The sequence below is a fragment of the Mesotoga sp. HF07.pep.5.2.highcov genome (genome assembly GCF_003666285.1).
GTDB classification, from domain to species: Bacteria; Thermotogota; Thermotogae; order Petrotogales; family Kosmotogaceae; genus Mesotoga; species Mesotoga prima.
Genome location: NZ_JFHJ01000636.1, coordinates 1 through 4,173 on the forward strand (window position 1 = coordinate 1; position 4,173 = coordinate 4,173).

Annotated in this window: 3 protein-coding genes and 1 pseudogene; 2 read left to right on the forward strand and 2 right to left on the reverse strand. The window is 46.8% G+C overall.

The features are described from left to right. The first annotated feature begins 260 nt into the window (after nt 1-260). Nucleotides 261-1,679, forward strand: a complete 1,419-nt coding sequence (locus BG32_RS13630; RefSeq protein ID WP_006486611.1) for an aminopeptidase — start codon at nt 261-263, stop codon at nt 1,677-1,679. Beyond that, on the forward strand, nt 1,672-2,334 hold the full coding sequence (nth, locus tag BG32_RS13635) for an endonuclease III (RefSeq protein ID WP_121526987.1): 663 nt from the start codon (nt 1,672-1,674) through the stop codon (nt 2,332-2,334). Before BG32_RS13630 ends, nth begins: the two co-directional genes overlap by 8 nt. Here the strand turns inward: nth and BG32_RS13640 are convergent. Together BG32_RS13640 and BG32_RS13645 are read right to left on the reverse strand one after the other, a co-directional pair. Then, on the reverse strand, nt 2,264-3,790 hold the full coding sequence (locus BG32_RS13640) for an iron ABC transporter permease (RefSeq protein ID WP_121526988.1): 1,527 nt from the start codon (nt 3,788-3,790) through the stop codon (nt 2,264-2,266). The genes nth and BG32_RS13640 overlap by 71 nt on opposite strands. A 43-nt stretch (nt 3,791-3,833) precedes the next feature. Then, nucleotides 3,834-4,173: pseudogene (locus tag BG32_RS13645) on the reverse strand (hypothetical protein); the annotation flags it as partial.

Here is a 4,173-nt window from a genome sequence, read left to right on the forward strand (position 1 = left end):
TACCACCCTAATCTGTTCTATATGACGATAAAGGAGCGAATACAGTTCAACTCCTCACGTTAATTATATAATTATCCTTAAATCAATCATAACACCGGGGAAGAGACTGCGAATCTTTTGATTAGCGAATCATGAAAAACAAGACCATCTGCAAGCAAAAACGGAAATTTTGTAAAGCAAATCACTGAGCTCGAAAAAGCCAATCAAATCGGATAAAATTAAAGGTGAAAGAACTTATTCGCATTACTGGAGGTGAAGAATTGAAACGGGAAGATGCAAAGAAGCTCAGTAATAAGCTAACGATGAGGAAAAGGAGTGCCTGGTTCTCGCTTGATAAGGAAGAGGTCTTCGCTTACTCGAAAGAGTACATGAAATTCATTGGCAAATCTGTTACAGAGCGCCTGGCAGTGAAGAATCTCGTTGATCTTCTTGAATCGAGAGGTTTCAAGCCCGTATCATCATTTGAGAAGACGGGCGTGAAAAGGGGAGACCGAATTTATCTGACGAAAGACAACAAGGCGCTTATCGCCACAGTGATCGGCGAAGACCTCAAGGAAGGTATCGACATGGTTGCCGCTCACCTAGATGCGCCAAGGCTTGATCTTAAGCCCAGTCCGTTGGTCGAAGATTCGGAAATCGCAATGCTCAAGACTCATTACTATGGAGGAGTCAAGAAATACCAGTGGCTCAACATTCCTCTTGCCTTTGTGGGGACTGTAATCAAGAGTAACGGAGAGTCGGTTGACGTCTCGATAGGATTGAACAGTGGAGATCCCGTCTTCGTTATTTCCGACCTCCTTCCACACCTAGACAACAGGGAAGGGGATTTCAGAAAGGTATTTCAGGGTAAAGACTTGAACGCAATGTCCGGCACGATACCTATTGTTGAGGGAAAGGATTTCGAGAATCCCGTCAAACTAATGTTCCTTAACCTCCTCTACGAAAAGTACGGACTTGTCGAAGAGGATTTCTTTTCTGCCGACATCCAGCTGGTACCCGCTCTTGAGCCCAGGGAAGTCGGACTGGATAGATCCATGATCGGAGCTTATGGTCATGATGATAGAGTCTGTTCCTATTCTGCCCTTACTGCGCTTGCAGATATGTCCTCGATTGATAATCCTAAGCGTACGGCAATGGTTCTCCTCTTTGACAGAGAAGAAATAGGAAGCGAGGGAGTCACCGGAGCGAAGGGACAGTTCTGGGTAACGTTTATCGAAAAGCTCCTCAATCTCTCGGGGGCAAAAGGGCTTTACGAAATAGATTTCCTTTTGGAGAAATCGAGAATGCTTTCCGGGGATGTCGCAGCCGGCTTCGATCCTACTTTCAAGGATGCTCATGACCAGGCAAACGTAGCGAGATTCGGCTATGGAATCGCTATCCTCAAATACACGGGTTCTAGAGGAAAATCGGGGACAAGCGAAGCCAGCGCAGAATTCATGGGCTACGTGCGAAGACTGCTTAACCAGAAGGGAGTGCATTGGCAGAGCACGATCCTCGGAGAGGTTGACAGAGGCGGTGGCGGTACAGTAGCAAAGTTCTTTGCCGAAAGAGGAGTAACCGTAGTCGATGCAGGAACGCCAGTCTTTGGTATGCATTCGCCGTTTGAGCTTCTCTCCAAAGCAGATCTTTACGAAACTTACAGAGCATACAAGGTTTTCCTGGAGGGGGGCGATGTCTAGAAACGACTGCTCTCCCGAAGCTGTTTCTAGCTGGATAGTTGTAAATTTCCCGCGTGAACAGGAATACGGAGACCCGTTCAAGGTTCTGGTAAGCACAATTCTCAGCCAAAGAACAAGAGACGAAAATACCGAGGAGGCCTCTCGTAGGCTCTTCTCGGTTTACCCAGATCCTCAATCCTTAATTGACGCGAAACCCGAGGATCTCTACGACCTAATAAAGGCCTCGGGGATGTACAGACAGAAAGCCGCAAGAATTATCAATTGCGCCAGAATGATTGTGGAGAGCTTTGCCGGCGAAGTGCCGGATACTCTCGAAGAGCTGGTGACAATCCCTGGAGTCGGGAGAAAGACGGCCAACATCGTTCTAAACGTTTCCTTCAAAAAGGAGGCACTGGCCGTTGACACACATGTACACAGAATCGCTAACAGGTTGGGATGGGTGAAAACGAAGACTCCCGATGATACTGAATTTGAGCTGATGAAGATCTTGCCACCTAGTATATGGGGACCGGTGAATGGATCGATGGTCGAGTTCGGCAGAGAAATCTGCAGACCGATCGGTCCTAAGTGCAATCTCTGCGGAATCAGCCAGTGTTGCGAATACTTCTCTCTGGTTTCTGAGCAAACCACCGAGAGACAGAAACAACAGAAATGATAATTATTCCCAACGCCGAACTGAGAAATCTCGCCTCCAGAAGATAGCGGCTGCCGTTGAGTCTGTAGATCGCAACGGCAAAGGTTGGAAAGTCTTTGCTCCCAAGTATGAGCGATCCACCGAACTCACCCATAGAGATCGCGAAGACAACGGTTGCCGCATATATAATCGTGCTTCTGAAGAAGGGAATGATCATGTATCTTAAACGCTCTATCTTTGAGGCGCCGTCTATCTGTGCCGCCTCAAGGAAGTTCAGTTCTGCTCCGATAACCTGACCGCTTATATAATTTAGAACAACCGGCAGGGAAATCACAATATAGAGCAATAGCATCAAGATTGGAACTGGAAAACCACCGAACACAGTAAGATACGATACTGCCAGTATAGAGGGTGTTACGGAGAGTGCTATCAAAGAAATTATCCGAAGCTGTTTCGAGCCTTTTATGGTTTTTCGCGCCTGCCAGGAAAGCAAAAAGGCTATCGTTACGGTCACTAGCGCCGCAAGGGCAGAGAGTGTCAGCGAATTGATCAGAGTATTTGTCAGGCCGGCTCCAATGAGTACGAGTTTCTCACCAAAGAGCTTTGAAATTCTGCTGAATATGAATTCCCCTCTCGTCCAGTCGTAGAAGGAACTCAGGAGCGCACCAAGAATCGGAAGCCATTCGAAAAGAAGGAAAGTCCATGAGTAAATCGCTGTAAATCTGTTTTTCTCTTTATACTGCTCGCCCTCCTCAAAAGTCGCACTTTTTTCACTCGCTGAGATGAGCAATCCAAACAACATGATGAAAATGAACTGAACGACGGCAAGCACGACTGCGTTTTGAGGAGCAGCCAGAAGCCTGAAATTCATGTAGATCGAGACTTCAAGAGTGGCGAACTGAGCACCGCCAAGGATAAGTACTACTGCGAAAGAGGTAAAGCAATAAGTGAAGATGAGCAGGGCCGAATTGATTATTGCCGGCGTAACGAGAGGCAGTTCAACGCGGAGAAGCCTCATTATTCTTCCTGATCCGTCTATCTTTGAACTCTCGAGAACATCCGAGGGCAGTTTCCTAAGAGCGTTCCCTAGCACTAGAATAACAATTGGCGCATTGTAAAACACGTGCCCAAGGAGAACGGCCCCCAAAGAATAAAGAATCTTCACCCTCTCGAACCCTAAACTAGACAAGAAGTTGTTGAAGATTCCATTTCTGCCATATACAGACAAGAAGCCAATTGCCATAGAAATGCTTGGAAAGAAGAATGGTATGTACGTAGTTATACCCAGCAAACTTGAAAGCCGTCCGCTGCTCCTCGCGTAGTGTACCGCAGCGGGGAAACCTACGATCATTGCAAGCAAAGTGCTTAGCAATGACTGTTTTACAGTGAATCCCGCAATTGATTTGAATGAAGGCGATGAAACCACAGAGAAGATCGTTTCAAAGTTTAGGTTTCCAAATGCGAGAAACAGCGGCAAAAGAACAACGGCCGCGATGACGACTGAGTATATTGTTAGTGACTTACCTTTCGTAAATTACCTCTTCCCACGTTTCGATCAGCTTGGAAAGATCAACATCGGCTGAGAGTTTCAGAATCTTTTGGGGTTTTACCGCATAATCGAAGGCCGGCGGCATCTCTACTTCGATAACCGGGAACATCCACTGGTTCAAAGGGATGTGGCTCTGGAAATCTTCGCTAAGAATGAAATCCATGAAGAGCTTCGCTTCTTCAAGATTATCAGTCCACTTAATTATCCCCGCTCCCTCGACCTGAACATATCCCTTACCTCGGGTATAACGGTTGAGTAGATCGATTCTCCGTAGTAGTGCTTCGAATACGCTCCATCGGTGGCGTAGGAAA

What these genes read in the sequence shown, in the direction of transcription:
- nth (WP_121526987.1), top strand. Translation starts at nt 1,672, where the DNA reads ATGTCTAGAAACGACTGCTCTCCCGAAGCTGTTTCTAGCTGGATAGTT.